Origin of the sequence: Mesorhizobium sp. WSM2240, assembly GCF_040438645.1 — a bacterium.
In the GTDB taxonomy this organism is placed as follows: domain Bacteria; phylum Pseudomonadota; class Alphaproteobacteria; order Rhizobiales; family Rhizobiaceae; genus Allomesorhizobium.
The window spans coordinates 3,419,968-3,440,032 of the sequence record NZ_CP159253.1; the positions used below are offsets into that span (position 1 = coordinate 3,419,968).

A 20,065-nucleotide genomic window follows, 5' to 3' on the forward strand; every position below is an offset into this window, starting at 1 on the left:
CCTGAAGTTGAATCCGAGTCTTCCGGCGGTTGCCCCCCAGACGGAAAACGCGTCATCGACTCAAATCAGGAAACGCTTTTGTCCAAAGAATCAGAGACTGGATTCCGTGGCAAGCCCTGAGGATTCAATCAGATTCACTTTATGTAAAAAGAGTGCGGTTGTGGCCGAGATGCACTGCGAAAATCGCCTAGGGCCTCTGGATGCGGCTTGCAACCCGTTGCGGACTTACACCCTTCGCGCGAGAATGCGAACTGACGACGAGGCTTTCATGAGGGAGAGCGCTATTTCTGGATATCAAGATTTCTCTCCTCCCGTCATCCGGAGGGGATCATTGGCGGATATTCAAAGCCTCGGCATCATCGGACCAGCTGCCTATGCGGCCGCGTATGGATACCTGTGGGACAACAGCGCAGCCTTGGAACGGCAGCTCGCAACATTTGGTGCTGAAGCATTCGCAAAGCTGTTGGAGCGGGCCGATGCCAGACTATGGATCGCACAGGCAGACGCGTCGATCTTGGGCTTTCTCACTATGGTCGTCGGTTCCGCCAATCCCGTCACCGAGGAAGCCAACGGTGCAGAAGTACCAAGAATCTACCTCCTGCCGGGGGCTCAAAGGCTTGGATTAGGAAAGAAACTCCTTAGTTCAGCAATAGCTCAGGCACGAGATGAGAACCTTGGTCACATCTGGCTCGATGTCATGGCGTCAGCTGAGCACGCCAGGGCAGCCTATCTGAAGTGGGGCTTCTCAGAACTTGGCTCTAGGAAGTTTGACAAGCCGGTCAAGGCCGAGCTCGCGGACATGGTGGTACTAATAAAACATCTCAAATGAGGCGATCCTAATGGAAAGGAGCGCTTTTCGCTACGTGCCCAAGTTCACGCCGGCCATTAACGCCAAACGCGATGCATGGCTTTGAAACCTACAGCAACTGCCCCAGAAACTCCTGGACCTCATGCCCCGGCTTGAAATTGCCGATGCGCTTGATCTCCCACTGCAGCCTTATGCCGGAGTGTTCGAGCACCCGCGCTCGCACCGTTTCCCCCAAAAATTCAAGGTCGTAGCCGGTCGCGTTACCAGTATTGATCATGAAGTTGCAGTGCATCGGCGACATCTGCGCCCCGCCGATCATCAGCCCGCGGCAGCCTGCCTTGTCGATCTCCTTCCACGCCGAAGTGCCTTCCGGATTTTTGAAGGTCGAGCCGCCGGTCTTCTCGCGGATCGGCTGCACCGTCTCGCGATGATGCTGCACCGCGTCCATTGCGGCCTTTATCGTTGCCTTATCTTCCGGGTAGCCCTCGAACAGCACCGAGGTGAAGATCAGCCCGGCGGGCGCGGAGGAATGGCGGTAGGCATAGCCCATGTCGGCGTTGGTCAGCGTGTGGCCCTTGCCTTTGCGGTCGAGCGCGCGCACCTCCACCACCCGCTCGCGCGTTTCGACGCTGTTGGCCCCGGCATTCATGCGCAGCGCCCCGCCGATGGCGCCGGGAATGCCGTGGTAGAAATGGAAACCACCTATGCCGGCTTCCAGCGCCACGGCCGCGACCCGCTTGTCGGGCGTGGCCGCGCCTGCCCTGATCTGTGTCGCTGAAATCGCCTCGGCCTCGCCGAAACCTTTCGCCGAAAGCCGGATGACGAAACCCGGAATGCCGCCCTCGCGCACCAGGAGGTTCGAGCCGATGCCGACCACCGTCAGCGGGATTTCTGCCGGCACAGCCTTCAGGAAGGCGGCGAGATCTTCCTCGTCGGCCGGCTGGAACAGCGCGTCCGCGATGCCGCCGGCGCGGAACCAGGTGATCTTGTCCATCTCGGCGTTGGGTGTGATGCGGCCGCGAATCCCGGCGAGCCGATCGCCGAGCCCAGCCAGCAGCGCCTCGCTGCGGTTCATGTTGCTTCCCCGCCGAGTTCCTTCGGCAGCGCGTAGGCCCATTGGGTGATGTTGCCGGCGCCCAGGAACACCACGAAATCGCCTGGCTTGGCTATATCCAGCACGATAGGCGCAACCGCCGCAGCGCCCTCTATGTAGCGCGCGTCGCGATGTCCGCCAGCGCGGATGCGGCCAACCAGCGCGTCGGAGGTGACGCCGTCGATTGGGTCCTCGCCCGCCGCATAGACCGGCGCGATCATCACCGTATCGGCATCGTTGAAACAGGCCGAGAAGTCGTCGAACAGGTCGCGCAGCCTGGTGAAGCGATGCGGCTGCGCTATCGCAATGACGCGGCCGCTGGTGGCGTCGCGCGCCGCCCTCAGCACCGCCTTGATCTCGACCGGATGGTGGCCGTAGTCGTCGAATATCTGCACGCCGTTCCATGAGCCGGTCAGCGTGAAGCGCCGCTTGACGCCGCCGAAGGACGACAGGCCGCGCTTGATCGCTTCGGCCGAAAGGCCGATTTCATGCGCCACCGCAATGGCCGCCGTGGCGTTGGCGACATTGTGGCGGCCGGGCATGGGCAGCCGCAGACCGCCGATCGTCTCCTCCGCGCCGGTCTTGCGGTTGCGGATGATGACGTCGAACTCCGAGACCGCGCCGTCCATGCGATGACGAGCGAAACGCACATCGGCCTGAGCATTCTCGCCATAGGTGATGACACGGCGATCCTCGATGCGCGAAACCAGCGCCTGCACTTCCGGATGGTCCGTGCACATCACGCCAAAACCGTAGAACGGGACGTTCTCGACGAACTGGCGGAACGCCTCGCGCACCTTGTCGAAGGTGCCGTAATGATCCAGATGCTCGGGATCGATATTGGTGACCACGGCGATGTCGGCCGGCAGCTTGAGGAAGGTGCCGTCGCTCTCGTCGGCTTCCACCACCATCCATTCGCCCTCGCCCATGCGAGCATTGGTGCCGTAGGCATTGATGATGCCGCCATTGACGACAGTCGGGTCGAGCCCGCCTGCATCGAGCAGCGTCGCCACCATCGACGTCGTCGTCGTCTTGCCATGCGTGCCGCCGATCGCCACCGCCTGCCGGAAGCGCATCAGTTCGGCCAGCATTTCGGCGCGCCGCACGATCGGAAGCAGCTTCTCACGCGCGGCCATCAGTTCGGGATTGGATTTCTTGATCGCGGTGGAAACGACCACTACTTCGGCGTCGCCTAGATTTTCGGCGCGATGGCCGACGAAGCACTCTATGCCCTTGTCGCGCAGCCGCTGCACATTAGCGCTTTCGGCCTGGTCGGAGCCCTGCACGCGATAGCCGAGATTGTGCAGCACCTCGGCGATGCCGCTCATGCCGATGCCGCCAATTCCGATGAAATGGACGAGGCCGATCGTCTGAGGCATCTTCATGGCCGCGCTCCCTTTTTGAATTCGGCTACCGCTTTGCCCGACGCAATAGCCTCTGTCAGGTCGGCGAGCAACCGGGCGGCGTCCGGTCTACCCGCCAGCTTGGCGGCCGCGGCCATGGAAGCAAGCTTGCCCGGGTTCTCCATCAGACCGCCGATCAGCGACATGAGAGCCTTTGCGGACAGCGTCGATTGCGGATGCACCTGCGCGCCGCCGGCACCCGCGAGTGCCGCGGCATTGGCCGCCTGGTCATGATCCAGCGCATGCGGATAAGGTACCAGCAGCGCCGGACGGCCGATCACTGCTATCTCCGAAACCGTCGATGCGCCGGACCGGGAAATGACGAGATGCGCCGCCGCCATCCTTGCCGCCATATCGGTGAAGAACGGCAGAACGTCGGCCTCCACCCCGATCTCGTGATAGGCTGAGCGAACTCGCGCAACGTCTTCCGCTCGCGCCTGCTGCGTCACCTTCAGCCGGCTGCGCTGGCTTGCGGGAAGCGCTGCGATCGCCGGCGGCACCGCCTCTGAAAAGAACTGCGCGCCCTGGCTGCCGCCGAAAACCAGCAGTCTGAAAGGCTCGAAAGGACGGGAAGGCGCGTAAGGCGTCTTCGCCGCCTCGGTGACTGCAGGCCGCACCGGATTGCCGGTGATTGCGATCTTGGCGCCGGCGCCGCCCGCATTTTCGCTCAGGAAACCGCCGGCAATGGCATCGACGCGGGCGGCGAGCGCCTTATTGGCGCGACCCATCACGGCATTCTGCTCGTGGATTATAGTGAGCACGTGCCGCCTGGTCGCCGCATAGAGCGGCGGCAGCGTCGGATAACCGCCGAAGCCGACCACCACTGCGGGTTGGATTTTGCGGATGACTTCGGAAGCTTGCCTGACGCCGCGCCAGATGGTCCAGAATGCGCGCGCCAGCGCCAGCGGATTGCGCGAGCCGAACGTGGCCGAGGCAATCGGATGAATGTGCGCCGCCGGAAAATGCCCGGCGTAGCGCTCCGCCCGCTCGTCGGTCGCCAGGTCGATCCGCCAGCCGCGCTCGATCAGTTCGTGCGCCAGAGCCTCGGCCGGAAACAGATGGCCGCCGGTACCACCGGCGGCGAGAAGGATCGTGCCCTTGGCCATTCTATTCCGCCGGCGCGGGCCGCCGCGAGAGCTCGGGGAAACCCAGCTGCTTGCGTTTCTCCGGCTTCTTGCGTGTCAACGCCAGAACCATGCCCATCGAGATGGCGATGGCGATCAGCGACGAGCCGCCATAGGAGATGAAAGGCAGGGTCATGCCCTTGGCCGGCATCATCTGCAGGTTCACGCCCATATTGATGATCGACTGGAAGCCGAACACCACGACCAGCCCGGCCACCGCATAGCGGGTGAAGTCGTCATGTTCCTTGAGCGCGGTGTTCAACCCGCGCAGGACGATGAACGCGAAGATGCCGAGGATGAGGAAGCAGAGCACGATGCCGAACTCCTCGCCGGCGACGGCGAAGACGAAGTCGGCGTGGCTGTCGGGAATAACGCGCTTGATCGTGCCCTCGCCCGGCCCGACGCCGAACCAGCCGCCCTGCACCACGGCCTCACGCCCCATATCGACCTGGAACGTGTCGCCCTCGCCGGTCAGAAAGCGGTCGATGCGGCCGGCGACATGCGGGAAGATCGTATAGGCGCTGATCGCGCCAGCAGCGCCGATCGCGCCGATGACGATGATCCACAGCCAGGGCATGCCGGCCATGAAAAACATCACGCCCCAGGTGCCGACGACCAGGATCGTCTGCCCGAGATCGGGCTGCGCCACCAGCAGCGCCACCACCAGGCCGAGCAGGATCACCGCAAACAGATTGCCGGGAATGTCGGGTTGCCGCGCATGCTCGGCAAACAGCCATGCGCAGACGATGACGAAAGCGGGCTTCATGAATTCCGACGGCTGGACCGAAATACCGAAGAACGAGATCCAGCGATGCGCGCCCTTCACTTCGACGCCGATATAGAGCACCGCCACCATCAGCAGGAGTGAACCGCACAGCATTACCAACGACAGCCGCCGTACCTCTCTCGCTTCGAGGAACGAAACCGAGATCATCGCCGCTAGAGCCGGGATCATGAAGACGATCTGGCGGGTCGCGAAATGGAAGCTGCCGAGGCCGATACGTTCGGCGACCGCCGGACTCGCGGCAAATGACAGAATGATGCCCAGCCCCATCAGCGACAGGAAAGCCGCAAGAAACCAGCGATCAACCGTCCACCACCATGTTGCGACAGGGCTCCTGTCCAGCCGGCTAGCCATCAGTTCAGTCCTCCAATGGGTCTGACACCCTCGATAGCATTCACAGCTTGCCTGAAGGCTTCGCCGCGAATCTCGAAATTTTTGAACTGGTCGAAACTGGCGCAGGCCGGCGACAGGAGCACCACTGCCTCGCCGGCATCGTCCAGTGCCGCGTCGCGCGCCGCGTGCTCCACGGCCGCCGCCAGCGTGCCCGCAATTTCGTAAGGCACCGCCTCGCCGAGCGTGGCGGAGAACGCCGGCGCAGCCTCGCCGATCAGATAGGCCTTGGCGACGCGCGGGAAGAAGGAGCGCAGCGGCTCGATGCCACCCTCCTTCGCCAGTCCGCCGGCGATCCAGTAGATGCGCGGGAAGCTCGACAGCGCCGGCGCCGCGGCGTCAGCATTCGTCGCTTTGGAATCGTTGACGAAAAGCACATGGCCCTTGCGGGCGACCTGCTCCATGCGGTGCGCCAGCCCCGGAAAGCTTTCGAGGCCGGATTGTATCTCGCCGAGTTCGAGCCCGACCCTCACGCACGCCGCGACCGCGGCCAGCGCATTTTGCGCATTGTGCTGACCGCGCAGCGAGCCGATGCCTTCGAGGAAGGCGATGCGGCTGTAGCGCCCGTCTTTCGCTTCCATCAAATCGGTGCCGTCTGCGAAATAGCCGTCGGTCAGCGGCAGCCGCTTGGAAATCCGCACGACGTCCTTCCCGACCCGTTCGAGCCGGTCGGCGATCTGCGCGCAAAAGACATCGTCGACGCCGATGATCGCGGTATCGCTGCCCGAGACCAGCCGTTCCTTGATCGAGGCGTAATGCTGCATCGTGCCGTGCCGGTCGAGGTGATCGGGCGTCAGGTTGAGCAATATGCCGGCCGTCGGATTGATCGAAGGGCCAAGGTCGATCTGGTAGGACGAGCACTCGACGACATAGTGCCGGTCGGGCTCCAGCGGATCGAGCGTCATCACGGCGCGGCCGATATTGCCGCCCATCTGGGCGTCGCGCCCGGCTGACTTCAGAATGTGCGCGGTGAGCGCCGTGGTCGTCGATTTGCCGTTGGTGCCGGTGATGGCGATGAAGGGCGCGTCGGGTGCCTGGAGGCTCCTCTCGCGCGAAAACAGCTCGATATCGCCGATCACCTCGACGCCTGCGCCGCGCGCCAGCTCCACAGCCCAGTGCGGCTTTGGATGCGTCAGAGGAACGCCGGGCGACAGCACGAACGAAGAAAAGCCCTGCCATTCGGCGGAATGCAAATCGCCGGTGGCGATCGAATGCGAATTGGCCTTTGCCACGCTTTGGGGATTGTCGTCCCATGCCAGAACCTCGGCACCGCCCTCGATCAAGGCGAGCGCCGTCGCGATCCCCGAACCGCCAAGCCCGAAGAGTGCAACACGTTTTCCGCTGAACGACCGCGCTGGAATCATCGCGTCCCCTATCGCAGCTTCAGGGTCGAGAGCCCGACCAGCGCCAGAATGACGGCGATGATCCAGAAGCGGATCACCACCTGGCTTTCCGTCCAGCCGAGCTTTTCGAAATGATGATGGATGGGCGCCATCAGGAACACGCGCCGGCCGGTCATCTTGAAGAAGCCGACCTGTATGATAACCGAAAGCGCCTCCATAACGAACAGGCCGCCGATGATGGCCAGAACTATTTCGTGCTTTGTGGCGACAGCGATCGTGCCGATCAGCCCCCCCAGCGCCAACGAGCCGGTGTCGCCCATGAAGATTGCCGCCGGCGGCGCGTTGAACCATAGGAAACCAAGCCCCGCGCCGATGACCGCGCCAAGGATGACCGCCAGTTCGCCGGTTCCGGGCACGAAGTGGATCTGCAAATATTCGGCGAATACGGCGTTACCCGAAAGATAGGCGATGACGCCGAACGAGGCGGCGGCGATCATGATCGGCACGATCGCCAGCCCATCCAGCCCGTCCGTCAGGTTGACGGCATTGCCGGCCCCGACGATCACGATGCAGGCGAACGGAATGAAGAACCAGCCGAGATTGATGAGGAAGTCCTTCACGAACGGAAAGGTCAGCGACGATGAGAACGGCTCCTGGCCGTTGTGCATGATCGCCCAGGCGGCGATTGCCGCGATCATGAATTCGATGCCGAGCCGCGCCTTGCCGGAAAATCCGAGATGCGACTGCTTGGTCACCTTCAGATAGTCGTCGTACAGCCCGATCGTGCCGAAGCCCAGCGTCACCAGAAGCACCACCCAGACGTAGACGCTGGTAATGTTGGCCCACAGCAGCGACGAACCGACGATGCCGGAGATGATCATCAGCCCGCCCATCGTCGGCGTGCCGGCCTTCTTGAAATGGGTCTGCGGCCCGTCGGCGCGGATCGGCTGGCCCTTGCCCTGGCGGATGCGCAGCGAATTGATGATCATCGGCCCAAAGATGAAGACCATCAGCGCCGCAGTTATCAGCGCTCCGCCTGTCCGGAACGTGATGTAGCGGAATATGTTGAAGACCGAGACCTGGTCCGCAAAATTGACGAGCAGCGTTAACATGCGTCCCCCGGATACTGCGCTCAGCCTGGCGTCGCGCGTCCGGCGTCAGCCGGAAATTGTTTGATCAGCGCATCGACCAGCTTGGCAAAGCCGATGCCCTTTGATGATTTTACCATCACTACGTCGCCCGCGCGGATATTCTCGAACACCACCGGCCTGAGTTCTTCTGCGCTGGCGCGGTATTCGCTCGGGATCGCATCCGGCAGCGCTTCGGCGAGCGCCTTCATGTCGGGCCCGCCCATGAGCACCAGATCGATGCTGGCGTCGGCAATGGGTTCCGCAAGCGCGGCGTGCAGTTTGGCGGAATGGCCTCCGAGTTCAAGCATATCGCCCAGCACCGCGACACGCCTGCCCTTGCCCGACACCGGCGTAGCGGCGAGAAGGTCGATCGCCGCCTTCATCGACGCGGGATTGGCATTATAGCTCTCGTCTATCAGCGCGAACGGGCCGTCCGAATGCTGAAGCGTATGCCTCTTGCCGCGGCCGCTTTCGGCCGCGAGGCTGCCGAGCGCGGTCGCGACCTTGTCCATATCCGCCCCGACCAGTCGCGCCGCGCCCAGCACGGCGAGCGTGTTCTGCACGATGTGCCTCCCCGGCGCGCCGATCTCGGCCGTGATCTCCTTGCCGCCTATCTTGACCGCAATGGTCGAATGGTCGGGGAAGAGCTCATGCCGCATCAGCTTGAAGTGTGCGCGCGCGTTCTCGCCGAAGCCGACGATGTGGGCGACACCAGCGTCTTTCGCCAGCTTTTCCAGAAGCTTCCAGCGCTGATCGTCACGGTTGATCAGGGCATAGCCGCCCGGCTCCACACCCTCGAATATCTCCGCCTTGGCGCGGGCGATTTCGTCAAGATTCTTGAAATGCCCGAGATGGGCCGGAGCGACCAGCGTGACGATGGCGACATGCGGCCGAACCATCCTTGCCAGCGGACGAATTTCACCCGCATGGTTCATGCCGATCTCGAAAATTGCGTAGTCGCAATCCTCGGGCATCCGCGCCAGCGTCAGCGGTACGCCCCAATGATTGTTGAACGACTTGTCCGACGCATGCACCTTGCCGGCCGAGGACAGCACGTGCCGCAGCGCTTCCTTGGTGGTCGTCTTGCCGACCGAACCCGTCACCGCGATGATCTTGGCCTGCGTTCGGGCACGCGCCGCTATTCCTGCCTTTTCGAGCGCAGCAAGCACGTCGGGCACCACGATCATCGGTGCGGTCAGTCGCCCGAGCGCCGGCAGCTTGCCTTCCGCGACCACAAGCAGCCCGGCGCCCGCCTTGACGGCCGCGGTCGCGAAGTCATGTCCGTCCATGGCCTCGCCCTTGATCGCGAAGAAGGCTTCGCCGGGCTTCAGGCTGCGGCTGTCGATGGATATCCCGGCGACGCCTTCCGGCATGTGGCCGAGGGGCCGGCCGCCCATCGCTGCCACCAGCGCGTCCGAGGTCCACAAATAGCTCATATGGCGCGCTCCTCCAGCGCCTTGCGCACTTCCTCATGATCGGAAAACGGAAACGTCTCGGAGCCGATCGTCTGGCCCTCTTCATGGCCTTTTCCGGCGATGATCAGCGTATCGCCCGGGTGCAGCATCGCGACCGCCTCGTGGATGGCGGCGCGGCGGTCGGCGATCTCGATGGCGCCCGGCGCGGCAGCGAGTATCGCCGCACGGATCCTTTCCGGCACCTCGCTGCGCGGGTTGTCGTCGGTGACGATGACTACGTCGGCCAGCCTTGTGGCGATCTCGCCCATGATCGGGCGCTTGCCGCGGTCGCGATCGCCGCCGCAGCCGAACACCACGATCACCCGGCCCGTCGTGAAGGGACGCACCGAAGCGAGCACATTCTCGAGCGCGTCTGGTTTGTGGGCATAGTCGACATAAACCGGAGCGCCGTTGGCCGCGGTTCCAACCAGGTCGAGCCGGCCAGGCGCGCCCTTCAGCCGCTCGAGCGCAACGAGCGCGCGGCCAATCGGCGTGCCGGTGGCGATCGCAAGGCCGGCCGCGACCAGCGCATTGTATATCTGGAAATCGCCCGCGAGCGGCAGATCGATTTCGTGAATGACGCCATCAGCTTCCACTTCCGCACGCTGGCGGAAGCGCTCGTGCTCGACCCGCTTCAACTGCAGGAAAGTTCCATGCCGCCCAACGGTCAGCACATTCAGCCCTGCCGCCCGAGCCGACGAAATCGTCGGCTCCGACCATGGATCGTCAGCGAAGATCACCGCAGGCGCATCCTTGGCCAGCAGGGAATCGAACAGGCGGAGCTTGGCGCGATGATATTCCTCGATCGTCGGATGATAATCCATGTGGTCGCGGCCGAGATTGGTGAATCCGCCGGCCGCAAGCCGCACGCCGTCGAGCCGGCGCTGGTCGAGGCCATGGCTGGAGGCTTCCATGGAGACGTGCATGACGCCTGAATCCGTAAGCTCGGCCAAGAGTTTGTGAAGCGCCACCGGATCGGGCGTGGTCAGTGAGCCGTATTCGTTGCGGCCGGGCGCCACGACGCCGGTCGTGCCGATACTGGCGGCCGCCAGGCCTGTCTGCTCCCAGATCTGTCGCGTGAACGCCGCCACCGAGGTCTTGCCGCTGGTGCCGGTCACCGCCACGACGGTTTCGGGCTGGTTCGGGTAAAACTTCGCAGCCAGCAGCGCGAGTGAGAGCCTCGGGTCGTCGACGCCGATCACCGGCACCGGCAGCCCGGAAAGATTGCCGCCCTTGGCCGCGACGATAGCCGCAGCACCCCGGCCTGCAGCATCCTCCGCGTAGGTCGCGCCGTCAGCCTTGGTGCCGGCGACGGCCACGAAGACCATGCCGGGCTTGATCAGCCGCGAGTCCGATGACACGCCGCTGATTTCCAGTTCGCCGGACTGATCCCGTTCGACAGGCAGGATACCGGCGAGGTCCTTGAGTTTCATCGCATCCCGTCGTCGCAAACAAATGGCGCGCTCTCGCCGGCGCGCCTCGAGAATCATTGGTACGAAACCAGCGTAGCCTTACTTTCATGGCTGAATTCTGGCTTCACGCCAAGCAGGGGGGCAGAACGGCGAATTATATTGGCAACGATCGGGGCGGCATTCAGGCCGGATGTCGCGGCCATGCCCGGTTTTTCAGGCTTCGGCTCGTCGATGATGCTCAGGACGATATATTGCGGGTCGTCCATCGGAAACGCAGCAAGGAAGGCGTTGAACCGCACAGTCGACGAATAGCGGCCGTTGACGACCTTTTCGGCGGTGCCGGTCTTGCCGCCAACGCGGTAGCCCGGAACCTCGGCGCGCTTGCCGGAGCCTTTTTCCGCGTTCAGACGGTAGAGATAGCGCATGTCTTCGCTGGTCTTGGGCTTGATCACCTGCTCGGCGATTGCATCGGCCTCGGCCTCGCTGCGTGGCAGGAAGGTCGGGTCGATCAACTTGCCGCCGTTCATCAGCGCAGCGGCCGCTACCGCTGTCTGCAGCGGCGTGGTCGACATGCCATGGCCGAAAGCGATGGTGATCGAATGGACCTTCTTCCAGACCTTCGGTTCGCTGGGCCGCGCCACCTCCGGCAGCTCGGTGTTCATCCGCTCCAGGAGCCCCAGGCGGTGGAGGAACTCGCGGTGGCCTTCGATGCCGACCACGTCGGCCTCGCGCGCCGAGCCGATATTGGAGGAATAGATGAACACCTCCGGCACCGTCAGCACCCTGCCCTTGCCGTGGAAATCGCGGATCGTCTGGCGGCCGATCGTAATGGGCCGCGACGCGTCGAAGCGGCTTTCGAGCGTCACCTTGCCTGAATCGAGCGCCATGGCCGTGGTGAAGCTCTTGATCGTCGAGCCCATTTCGTAAACGCCCGCCGACATGCGGTTCAGCCGGTCCTTGTCGTGCGCGTTGTAAGGATTGTTGGGATCGTAGTCCGGTACCGACGCCATCGCCATGACCTCGCCGGTCTTGGCGTTGAGGACCACCGCGCCGGCAGCGATTGCATGGTATTTCTCCATAGCGCGGGAAATTTCGTCGCGCACGATGTGCTGGACGCGCAGATCGATCGACAGCCTGACCGGTTTGAGATCCGTGGCGACGGCGAGACCGGTGGCCTGCAGGTCCGCGAGCCCCTGATCGTCAATGTACTTTTCCAGACCCGAAATGCCCTTATTGTCGATATTGGTCAGCCCGACAATGTGAGACGCCGTCTCGCCCCCCGGATAGAAGCGGCGCTTTTCGGTACGGAAGCCGATGCCCGGAATGCCGAGCTGCATGATGTCGTTCTGCTGCTTGGGCGTGAGTTGGCGCCTCAGCCACACGAAGCCCGCCCCGCTCTTCAGCTTATGGTAGGTCTGCTCGACCTGGATATCGGGCAACACCAGCGACAGCTTTTCGATCACCTCGTCGGGATCTACGATGCGCCGCGGCTCGGCGAACAGCGAAGCCGTCTTGATGTCTGTCGCCAGCACCTCGCCGTTGCGATCAACGATGTCGGGCCGCGACGCGGTGATGCGGCTCTCCGGCCCCGAAGATGCTTCGACATCTTCGAAGCCGAGGTAGACGAGCCGGCCCGCGATCGTGGCGTAGATGCCGAAGAACACCGCCATGGTCATCACCACGCGGGTCTTGGCGCGCCCGCCTGTCGACTTGCGCGCGCCGTCGACGACGATCGAGGCGGTCGAAGCCTCGGCTTGGGAAGCGCGTTTGCGCCAGAGCTTCATCATTGCACCACCGCTCCGGTTACCGTCTTGTCGGTTTCGCTTTCAGCCATGCCGCCGAGACGCTGCGTCGAGAAATCCTGGATTTCCATCGGGCGCGACGGCAGTTCGTCGAGGCCGACGATCTGGTGCGCTTCGACCGGCTGCAGTTCCAGTTCGGCCGCGTAGATGTCGGCCAGCTTCTGCAGCCGCGAGGGCTGGGTCAAAAGGCTCCAGTCGGCCTTCAGGAGGTCGATCGAATCCTCCTCGAACCGGATCTGCGCCTCGATCTTGCGCACCGTCGCAAGCTGGTCTTCGGCCTCGTGCTTGGTCTTGTAGGTGAAGGCCGCGGCCGAAACCATGACGGCGATGAGCACGATGTCGCTGGTGCGGAACATGATCTATTTTTCTCCGGACTGGCGGATTTCGGGAAGCTTCGGCAGGCCGAAGATGGAAAAATCGGCCTGACGCGCAGGCGCTTCGGTGCGCAGCGCGGCGCGCAGCTTGGCCGAGCGGGCGCGAGGGTTGGCCTCGGTCTCGGCCTCGCCCGGCGCTACAGCGCCGCCCCGCTTCTGGAAGGTCGGCGCTTTTTCCTGCGCTTCAGGCATGTGACGCGAGCCTGCCGCCTTGCCGGAGCGGTCGGCGATGAACCGCTTTACGATCCGGTCTTCCAGCGAGTGGAAGGTGACGACAACCAGCCGGCCCCCGGGCTTCAGTGCACGCTCGGCCGCAAAGAGCGCGGCTACCAGTTCGCCGAGCTCGTCATTTACGAAGATGCGCAGCGCCTGGAAAACGCGGGTTGCGGGATGGATTTTGTCCTTGGGGTTGCGCCCGACATGGTCGGCGATCGCCTCGGCGAGGTCGCGCGTGCGCTCGAAAGGCCGTGTCGCCCTGCGCTTCTCGATCATCCGCGCTATGCGGCCTGCATGCCGTTCCTCCCCGAGGAAGCCGAAGATGCGGGCGAGATCGCCTGACTTGAAGCGGTTGACTACATCGGCCGCGCTCAGGCCCTCCTGCGCCATGCGCATGTCGAGTGGGCCGTCACTGCGGAACGAGAAGCCGCGCTCGGCCTGGTCCAGCTGCATGGAGGAAACGCCGATGTCGAGCACAACCCCGTCCGTATTCTGCGCATGCTCGTCGAGATGCGAGAACGGCGCGTGGACCAGTGTGAGGCGCCCACCCGACGCCCGTTCCATCGCGCGTCCAGCGGCGATCGCGTCGGGATCGCGGTCGATCGCCACGACCGATGCGCCGGCCTCCAGGATCGCTTTGGTATAGCCGCCAGCGCCGAACGTGCCGTCGACGATCATCTCGCCCGGCTTTATTTCCAGCGCGGCAAGCACCTCGTTCAGAAGCACCGGAATGTGGCGGGCCGGTCCGCCAATCGCGGGCTCGTCCCCGCCGTGGCCCGCGATCATTCCGCGCCCCCCGAGGCTTTCGCCCCTAAACCCTGCCGCAGCTTCAAAAGCCGCGCGCGCGCCTCGGCGCCATAAGCCGCGAGCCGGCCCGGCTCCCATATCTGAAAGAAATTGCCGCGTCCCACAAAAGCCACTTCCGCCGAAATGCCGGTGTGCTCGCGGATAAACTCCGGCACGGTGATGCGGCCGTCCTGGTCGAGCTTCAGGAATGTCCCGTCGCCATGGCAAAAGAACGACATGTCGTCCGCCGTCTGCAGGAACGGATCCTCCTGTGCAATCCGTTGTTCGTAGCGGTCGAGAAGGTCGAGGCCACCGACATCCATCGCCGGAATGTCGAGAGCACGAAGGGCGTAGAGTTCCGAATAGCCGCGTTTCTGCACAACGGAACGGAAATGCGCCGGCACGGAAACCCGCCCCTTGGCGTCGATCCTGTTCACTGCATTCGACAGAAACCGGTCCATCACTCGATACAGCCGCTTCCGCCGCCGCGCCCCTTTTCATTGCTGCGTCCACGCCGTCGTCGCGCGGCCCTTTCTCGAAAATCCATGCGTTCCAAGGGTTGAAAAACCGCCCCACGCAGCCGCCCCGACTGCATGTCTGACGAACGCTTTCACCGGAACCGGAACAAAGACTTGATTGTCGAAATGGGATACCATGGGGCAATATGGGCGTCAACGGGAACAGGTGGCACAACTCGTCTGCGCGGGCCCCTAAACTCGGCTTTGGCAGCTTCCCCAACTTTATCGTGCATTAAGGCTAACGAACCGTTTAGAACCGGCGGCCGCGGGCCTTTCCGCCTTGCCCGGCAGCCGTCGCGGGCATAGCTTGCAATCCGTCATCTCCGCGAAAGAACAACAACAACATGACCGACAACGCACAAGCACGCGCCGCGCGCCTCATCCACCTGCGCCGCAGCAACTATTCTCTCGGTGATCCGGTGCCGTTGCCGCTGACGATGGCGGCGACCTATCACTCGCCCGGCGATGCGACCGGCTACAACCAGTATGGCCGCTTTTCCAACCCGACATGGGATGCGGTCGAAAAGGTGCTTGCCCATCTGGAGGATGCGTCTTGCGTCGCCTTTCCATCCGGCATGGCGGCAATCGCCTCGACATTTTTCGGCTTGCTGCAGGCAGGAGATCGCGTCCTCCTGCCGTCGGACGGCTATCACACCACGCGCAACCTAGCCGACCGTTTCCTTGGAAAGCTTGGCGTCAGAGTCGATGTCAGGCCGACAGCGTCATTTCTGGACGGCGGCTTTGCCGGTTACCGGCTGGTTTTCGTCGAGAGCCCGTCCAATCCCGTCCTCGATATTTGCGACATCGCGGCGGTTGCCAATGCTGTCCATGCGGCGGGTGGAATTCTCGCCGTCGACAACACCACCATGACGCCCTATGGCCAGCGCCCGCTCGATCTCGGCGCCGACATCGTCGTTGCGGCCGATACCAAGGCGCCGAACGGCCATTCCGACGCTCTCTTCGGGCACGTCGCCAGCCGCGATGCCGAAATCATCTCCGCCGTCGCTGACTGGCGCGAGACTTCAGGCAGCATACCAAGCCCGTTCGATGCCTGGCTTGTCCATCGCGGGCTGGAAACGCTGGAGGTGCGCTTCGATCGCATGTGCAGTTCGGCCGAATTGATCGCCCGCCGGCTGAAAGATCATCCGGCAGTGCACGGGCTGCGCTTCCCAGGGTTGGATGGCGATCCTTCCCACAATCTCGCGCAGGTCCAGATGCAGCGCTTCGGCTTTCTGATCAGCTTTTCGCTGGCGTCTGCCGAACAGGCGGACGATTTCATCGCTGGCTGCGCGCTGATACAGCCGGCGACCTCTTTCGGCGGCGTTCACACATCGGCCGAACGCCGCGCCTGCCGAGGCGACGCGGTCGGCCCAGGCTTCGTACGCCTCGCCATCGGCTGCGAACCGGCGGAGGAACTCTGGCCGGCGATCAAGGATTCGTTGGATAGGCTATCCGCATAACTGGTCCGCTGAGCGCTACGCCTAGTGATGCCGATTTGGCGCCCGCCACATGACGCATTCGGTGAAACGCGTTAGAATATCGCTATGAACCGCACAGAGATAATACGTCGCCTTCGTTCGGTTGAGCCCAGCTGAAGCCGCTATGTGTCGAGGCGCTTTATCTTTTCGGCTCCTATGCCAGAGACGAAGCGCGCGTCGACTCCGACGTTGATGTGTTCATCGACAAGGCGCCCGGAAAAAAGTTTGGGTTCGAAGAGTTCATGGCCGCCTACGATTTGCTGAAAGAAGCTCTGCCGGATGCGGATATTCAGTATGGCACCCAGGAAGGACTCTCCAGTACATTCGAGCTGATGTCGAGCGCGAAGCGATTCGTATCCTGTAATGGCTGCGGCGAAAAATCCGCTCGTGCGCCTTTATCACATTCGCGATGAGATCCAGGGTGTGACCCTAACGCTGGCTGACGTCGATTTCGACAGCTATGCGGCAAGCTATTCACTGAAGCGCACCGTCGAGCGTGCTTTGCATATTATTTCAGAAGCCGTGAAGGCGCTGCCGGACGATTTGCTCGATCGCTATCCCACACCGGACTGAGATCGCATCCGCCTGGGCAATTTGCCATGAATGCCATCATATCGATCTTGAGCAGCTTTGGCTGATTGCCACCGAAAAGCTCCCGGAATTGCGCCCGATCGTTGCTATGATGATTGCCGATCTCGAACGTTGACCGGAAAAACTGCCAGCCGGCCTGTAAGCCGGGTTCTGTATGGCCTTCGCGCCTTGCGGCGCGAAAACGTGGCGGCCATTCGTCTTGGGCGCATGTCGCCATGCGCCTCACGCAACCTACCCGGATGGCGGGGCCGGAAACAGCCCTGAGGTTTCCCTCGTACCATCCCTATTCGGTCTTGCTCCCGGTGGGGTTTACCGTGCCGCTCCTGTTGCCAGTCGCGCGGTGGGCTCTTACCCCACCCTTTCACCCTTGCCACGTTGAACGTGGCGGTTTGCTTTCTGTGGCACTTTCCCTGGGGTCGCCCCCGCCGGTCGTTATCCGGCACCGTGTATCCATGGAGCCCGGACTTTCCTCACCCGCAGCCTTTCGGCATTTGCTGGTGCGGCCGCCCGGCCGGCTGGCAGTGCGTATAAAGGCATTCGCGCGTCAAAATGCAAACAAAAAGCCCGTCCCGGAGAACGGGTTTCCTGTCCGGCAACTCGCAGTCACACGCCGAGGAAGCGTTTGACTTTGGTGCAATAGGCCGACGACACCGGATTCATGCGCTTGGCGGCATGGCCGGCATTGTATTTCAGGATCGTGCCGCAGGTGGTCCCACCACCGAGCTTATGTGCCTTGGCGAGATACTTCATCCCGAACTTGATGTTGGTTTCGGGATGAAACAGGCCCTGCGTGCTGCCGCTGTAGCCCATCATGCGGGCGGTCGCAGGCTTGATCTGCATCAGGCCGACCTCGCCGGCGCTGCCGCGAGCGTCCGGCTGATAATTGCTTTCGACCTGAATGACGGCGTGAGCCAACGACACAGGCACGCCGTAAGAAGCGGCATATTGCGCGATGATTGCGCCATATTCGCCGCCGGCGCCCTTCATGGTCTTCGCCCCCTTGCCGCCGATCGCCGCAGTCTCGATCAGGTCCAGTTCCACCGACTCCTTCACAGCCACCTGCCTGTCGCCACCGTCTCGAGGCTTCGACGCGCTCTTTTCCGCAATCTCCTCGGCCTTGGGTGCGCTCTTTTCCGCAGCCTTCTCAGCCTTCGGCGCGCTCTTTTCAGCGACCTGCTTGGTTTTCCGCGTTCTCTTTTGGGATGTCTGCGTTGCTTTTGACGCGTTCTTGTTAGCGACCCGCTCCCGCTTCGGCTCGTCCGTTTTGGCTGCCCGCTTTTTCTTGGGCTCGGCCTTCTCCGCAACCTGCTTCTTCTGCGCCCTTTTTCCGGCGACGCGCTTGCTCTTCGGCTGCCTTTTTTCCGCCGTCTGATTGTTCTCGCCCGCCGCATCCCTGATGATGAACAGCGGCGTCTTCACGATCTCGGCCCCGGCACTCCCCTTCTTCGGCTGCCCCGTCCCGGTCCTGGTGGTGGTCTTTTCCTGCTGCTTGGTGTCCTTGGCCCCGCTTTTGTCTTGCGCCTTCGCTACCGGAGCGCTTTCGGACCCCTCACCTCTCAGGCTGTGGCTCGGATGCGGCGCTGAATTTGCGGCAAAACTCGTCAGGCCGGCAGCAAATGCTGCCGCTAAAACGGTCAGTTTCTTCATATTATCCTAGTTCTATGTAGAGCCGCACGAAAGGTCTTCGCACGGCAGCCCAAACCTCAATGACGCTGTTTTTCAGAACAGCTTCGTCATCTGCACAGAAGTGCCTTTGACGATCGAATGGGTAGCTAAAAAGGCACTGGAAGTAACATTATGTTACAGAATGTGGCCTTGTCCGTATTGGCAGCCTTTCAGACAAGACTGGGCGGCAGGGGCGCGAGCAGGCGGCGCAAGGTCGCGATCGTCGCGCGGTCAGCAACGCCGTCGACCTGCTTCGGCCGAAAATGGCGCTGGAACGCCGCCACCGCGATTTCGGTCTGGCGATCGAAAAGCCCCGTGATTTCCACGCCGTAGCCATACAGCGCGAGCATCGATTGCAGTTCTTCGACAGGCTCTCCGCTGTCGCCCCAACTCGATATGGCGCCGCCACGAAACCGGGCTGGCTCAACAAAATGGCCGATCCCGTGGCGCGCCAGAAGCCGCCATGGAAATTTTTCGCCAGGGTCGATCTTGCGACCAGGCGCCACATCCGAATGGCCTAGTATCATCTCAGGCCGCACGCCGTGCCGATCGGCAATGCCACGGCAAAGCTCGATCACCGCAAGCATCTGGACCTTCGGGAATTCCGGATAGCCGAACTCGTGGCCTGGATTGACGATCTCGATCCCGACAGACTGCGAATTTATGTCGGTCACCCCGCGCCAGGAGCTCTTTCCCGCATGCCAGGCGCGATCGCTTTCGCGCACCATCTGCACGATGCGGCCATCCTCATGCACGAGGTAGTGCGACGATACTTCGCTTGCCGGATCGCACAGCCTGGCCTCTGCCGCCGCTCCCGTCTCCATACCGGTATAGTGGAGCACGATCATATCCGGTCGCACCCCGTCCGGGCGTGGTCCGAAATTAGGCGAAACCCGCACCTCTGCGCCGGAATGATCGGGCGCAAATCCACTCATAGATGCCGAAAGCCCCGTTCGATCATCTCGTAGGCGGCGTTGATTGCGGCGATACGCGTGGTGGCGATGGCGATGAATTCTTCCGGGAGCCCGCGCGCGATCAGCTTGTCTGGATGGTTGTGGGCCACAAGCTTGCGATAGTGCTTGCGCACTTCCTCGAACGGCTTGCCGCGCTCTATTCCGAGCACCGTGTAGGGATCGGCCTCGCCGAGTTCCAGATGCCTGGCCAGGATGCTCTGGTAGTGCTCGTCGCTGATTTGGAATATCTGGGCCACGCGGTGAAGGTACAGCCCCTCGCGCTCGTGCAGCAGGCCGTCGGCCTTCGCTATGTGAAACAGGCCGTCGATCACGTCCTCCAGCATGGCGCAGTTCGGCCGGCCCGATCCGCACAGCCGGGCCATGCGTTCGGCATAGGCCTCGAAGCCGGCGACGTCCGCCTGCGCCAAATCATAGAGCCGCGCGACATTGCGCGTCTCCTTCTGCGGGACCGAAAAGATCTGCTGGAAAGCGCGGATTTCGTCCTGCGTAACGATGCCGTCCGCTTTTGCCATTTTCGCCGACAGCGCAATCATGGCGATCGAGAAGGAGACGCGGCGTTGCAGTTCGGCGTCGCCTTCGAAAATGGTGCGCACCGCTTCCACCACATCAGCAACGCCCGTCGCGGCGGTGGAGGTTACGCGCGTGACGAATTCACCAATGCGGTCCCAAATCGACATGCCGCTTCTTAAACCATGATTTGACGGATTGGCGAGACGCAAT

Annotated in this window: 18 protein-coding genes, 1 other RNA gene and 1 pseudogene; 4 read left to right on the plus strand and 16 right to left on the minus strand. The window is 62.7% G+C overall.

The genetic code is table 11. From position 1 onward, the window contains the following. Positions 1 to 331 precede the first annotated feature (331 nt). Positions 332 to 829 (plus strand): GNAT family N-acetyltransferase, encoded by a 498-nt coding sequence (locus ABVK50_RS17045; protein WP_353645447.1) that lies wholly within the window; start codon positions 332 to 334, stop codon positions 827 to 829. A gap of 88 nt (positions 830 to 917) precedes the next feature. On the opposite strand, the gene murB is transcribed toward ABVK50_RS17045, so the two are convergent. Genes murB through mraZ form a run of 12 tightly spaced genes read right to left on the minus strand, consistent with a single transcriptional unit; the run spans position 918 to position 14,580 of the window. Continuing rightward, on the minus strand, positions 918 to 1,883 hold the full coding sequence (gene murB, locus ABVK50_RS17050; protein WP_353645446.1) for a UDP-N-acetylmuramate dehydrogenase: 966 nt from the start codon (positions 1,881 to 1,883) through the stop codon (positions 918 to 920). Continuing rightward, positions 1,880 to 3,286: a UDP-N-acetylmuramate--L-alanine ligase gene (murC, locus tag ABVK50_RS17055; RefSeq protein WP_353645445.1), complete on the minus strand. Its 1,407-nt coding sequence runs from the start codon at positions 3,284 to 3,286 to the stop codon at positions 1,880 to 1,882. Before murC ends, murB begins: the two co-directional genes overlap by 4 nt. Continuing rightward, complete coding sequence (gene murG, locus ABVK50_RS17060) at positions 3,283 to 4,410, minus strand: undecaprenyldiphospho-muramoylpentapeptide beta-N-acetylglucosaminyltransferase (protein ID WP_353645444.1); 1,128 nt, start codon at positions 4,408 to 4,410, stop codon at positions 3,283 to 3,285. The genes murC and murG overlap by 4 nt, the downstream gene beginning before the upstream one ends. A 1-nt stretch (position 4,411) precedes the next feature. After that, on the minus strand, positions 4,412 to 5,566 hold the full coding sequence (gene ftsW / locus ABVK50_RS17065; RefSeq protein WP_353645443.1) for a putative lipid II flippase FtsW: 1,155 nt from the start codon (positions 5,564 to 5,566) through the stop codon (positions 4,412 to 4,414). Further along, positions 5,566 to 6,966, minus strand: a complete 1,401-nt coding sequence (gene murD, locus ABVK50_RS17070; protein ID WP_353645442.1) for a UDP-N-acetylmuramoyl-L-alanine--D-glutamate ligase — start codon at positions 6,964 to 6,966, stop codon at positions 5,566 to 5,568. Before murD ends, ftsW begins: the two co-directional genes overlap by 1 nt. Before the next feature lie 8 nt (positions 6,967 to 6,974). Next, positions 6,975 to 8,057: a phospho-N-acetylmuramoyl-pentapeptide-transferase gene (gene mraY / locus ABVK50_RS17075; protein ID WP_353645441.1), complete on the minus strand. Its 1,083-nt coding sequence runs from the start codon at positions 8,055 to 8,057 to the stop codon at positions 6,975 to 6,977. A gap of 20 nt (positions 8,058 to 8,077) precedes the next feature. Beyond that, a complete protein-coding gene (locus ABVK50_RS17080) occupies positions 8,078 to 9,511 on the minus strand; it encodes a UDP-N-acetylmuramoylalanyl-D-glutamyl-2,6-diaminopimelate--D-alanyl-D-alanine ligase (RefSeq protein ID WP_353645440.1) in 1,434 nt (477 codons plus the stop codon). Then, the gene (locus tag ABVK50_RS17085; protein ID WP_353645439.1) at positions 9,508 to 10,962 is read right to left on the minus strand and encodes a UDP-N-acetylmuramoyl-L-alanyl-D-glutamate--2,6-diaminopimelate ligase; all 1,455 of its coding nucleotides are present in this window, start codon (positions 10,960 to 10,962) and stop codon (positions 9,508 to 9,510) included. The genes ABVK50_RS17080 and ABVK50_RS17085 overlap by 4 nt, the downstream gene beginning before the upstream one ends. A gap of 53 nt (positions 10,963 to 11,015) precedes the next feature. Next, on the minus strand, positions 11,016 to 12,728 hold the full coding sequence (locus ABVK50_RS17090; RefSeq protein WP_353645438.1) for a penicillin-binding protein 2: 1,713 nt from the start codon (positions 12,726 to 12,728) through the stop codon (positions 11,016 to 11,018). Then, positions 12,725 to 13,099: a hypothetical protein gene (locus ABVK50_RS17095; protein WP_353645437.1), complete on the minus strand. Its 375-nt coding sequence runs from the start codon at positions 13,097 to 13,099 to the stop codon at positions 12,725 to 12,727. The genes ABVK50_RS17090 and ABVK50_RS17095 overlap by 4 nt, the downstream gene beginning before the upstream one ends. 3 nt (positions 13,100 to 13,102) lie before the next feature. After that, entirely contained in the window at positions 13,103 to 14,119 is a 1,017-nt protein-coding gene (gene rsmH, locus ABVK50_RS17100) for a 16S rRNA (cytosine(1402)-N(4))-methyltransferase RsmH (RefSeq protein WP_353645436.1), read from the minus strand. Further along, entirely contained in the window at positions 14,116 to 14,580 is a 465-nt protein-coding gene (gene mraZ / locus ABVK50_RS17105; RefSeq protein ID WP_353645913.1) for a division/cell wall cluster transcriptional repressor MraZ, read from the minus strand. Before mraZ ends, rsmH begins: the two co-directional genes overlap by 4 nt. Positions 14,581 to 14,981: 401 nt before the next feature. Between mraZ and ABVK50_RS17110 the strand changes: the two genes are divergently transcribed. From ABVK50_RS17110 to ABVK50_RS17120, 3 genes are all read left to right on the plus strand, one after another. Then, positions 14,982 to 16,097, plus strand: a complete 1,116-nt coding sequence (locus tag ABVK50_RS17110) for a cystathionine gamma-lyase (protein ID WP_353645435.1) — start codon at positions 14,982 to 14,984, stop codon at positions 16,095 to 16,097. A gap of 131 nt (positions 16,098 to 16,228) precedes the next feature. Then, complete coding sequence (locus ABVK50_RS17115; protein ID WP_353645912.1) at positions 16,229 to 16,528, plus strand: nucleotidyltransferase domain-containing protein; 300 nt, start codon at positions 16,229 to 16,231, stop codon at positions 16,526 to 16,528. Then, positions 16,479 to 16,688: a HepT-like ribonuclease domain-containing protein gene (locus ABVK50_RS17120; protein ID WP_353645434.1), complete on the plus strand. Its 210-nt coding sequence runs from the start codon at positions 16,479 to 16,481 to the stop codon at positions 16,686 to 16,688. The genes ABVK50_RS17115 and ABVK50_RS17120 overlap by 50 nt, the downstream gene beginning before the upstream one ends. 141 nt (positions 16,689 to 16,829) lie before the next feature. Here ABVK50_RS17120 and rnpB read toward each other — a convergent pair. The 4 genes and pseudogenes from rnpB to ABVK50_RS17140 form a co-directional block, all read right to left on the minus strand. Further along, an RNA gene (gene rnpB / locus ABVK50_RS17125) (RNase P RNA component class A) lies at positions 16,830 to 17,225 on the minus strand. Between the two features lie 84 nt (positions 17,226 to 17,309). Next, positions 17,310 to 17,675: pseudogene (locus ABVK50_RS17130) on the minus strand (transglycosylase SLT domain-containing protein); the annotation flags it as partial. Positions 17,676 to 18,541: 866 nt separating this feature from the next. Continuing rightward, positions 18,542 to 19,306, minus strand: a complete 765-nt coding sequence (locus ABVK50_RS17135; protein WP_353645433.1) for an N-acetylmuramoyl-L-alanine amidase — start codon at positions 19,304 to 19,306, stop codon at positions 18,542 to 18,544. Continuing rightward, on the minus strand, positions 19,303 to 20,022 hold the full coding sequence (locus ABVK50_RS17140; RefSeq protein ID WP_353645431.1) for a DnaJ family molecular chaperone: 720 nt from the start codon (positions 20,020 to 20,022) through the stop codon (positions 19,303 to 19,305). Before ABVK50_RS17140 ends, ABVK50_RS17135 begins: the two co-directional genes overlap by 4 nt. Between the last annotated feature and the right edge of the window lie 43 nt (positions 20,023 to 20,065).